The 979-nt window shown below is 62.1% G+C and carries 1 protein-coding gene and 1 pseudogene; both read left to right on the top strand.

Going from position 1 to position 979, the window contains the following annotated elements:
• A partial coding sequence (rsxB, locus tag A3730_RS03180) for an electron transport complex subunit RsxB (protein ID WP_231883826.1) occupies positions 1-564 on the top strand: 564 nt, incomplete at its 5' end.
• An 82-nt stretch (positions 565-646) separates the two neighbouring features.
• Positions 647-979 (top strand): annotated as a pseudogene (locus A3730_RS03175) (electron transport complex subunit RsxC); the annotation flags it as partial.

Genomic DNA, 979 nt, shown 5'->3' with positions numbered 1-979 from the left:
GTGGCGGCGTTGTTGGCTTTGGCGGCGGTGTTCGGTGCTGTGCTCGGGTTTGCCTCGGAAAAATTCAAGGTAGAAGGCGATCCGATCGTCGAGCAGATTGATTCGCTGCTGCCGCAGACCCAGTGCGGCCAGTGTGGCCACCCGGGTTGCCGCCCTTATGCGGAAGCCATTGCCGAGGGCGAAGAACACAACCGCTGCCCGCCAGGCGGACAGGACACCGTGGTGGCGCTGTCCGAATTGCTCGGCCGTGAAGAACTGACGCTGGATAATGAAGGCGCGGAAGACGCCAACGTGGCCAAGGTCGCCTACATCCGCGAAGACGAGTGCATTGGCTGCACCAAGTGCATCCAGGCCTGCCCGGTGGATGCCATCGTCGGCGCCGCCAAGTTGATGCACACGGTCATTGTTGATGAATGCACCGGCTGCGATCTCTGTGTGGAGCCCTGCCCGGTGGACTGTATCGACATGCTGGAAGTGAAACCGACCTTGCAAACCTGGGGCTGGCAGCGCCCGGCGGGTATCGGTGAGCGCCCGGACAGCCGCATTGAGGTGGTGAATTTATGAGACGCTTCACGCCACACGCCGGACGCATGACGCTTGTGCAGTGCCACTCGGATTCGCTCGTGCATGGCCGGAGATTGTTGCCATGAGCCAAGCGCAAACAAACAAAACCCGAAAAACACGCTCTGTTTTTGCGCGTCTGGCATCGGGCATCCGGCGGCCAGCGCCCATTCATGACTTCCACGGCGGCATTCATCCGCCGGAAATGAAGCATCTGTCCAACAGCACCCCCATCGTGCCCGGCCCGCTGCCGCAACAGCTGGTGCTACCGCTGAACATGCATATCGGCGCGCCGGCCAAGCCGTTGGTGGCGCCCGGAGACAAGGTCCTCAAGGGGCAGATGATTGCCGAGCCCATTGGCGCTGTCAGTGCAGCTATCCATGCGCCTACCTCTGGCACGGTCAGCGCCATTGGCCCG

It is taken from the genome of Alcanivorax sp. HI0044 (genome assembly GCF_001634945.1).
Note: the sequence above shows the minus strand (reverse complement) of the source record. Positions and strands in the feature narration are given on the sequence as shown.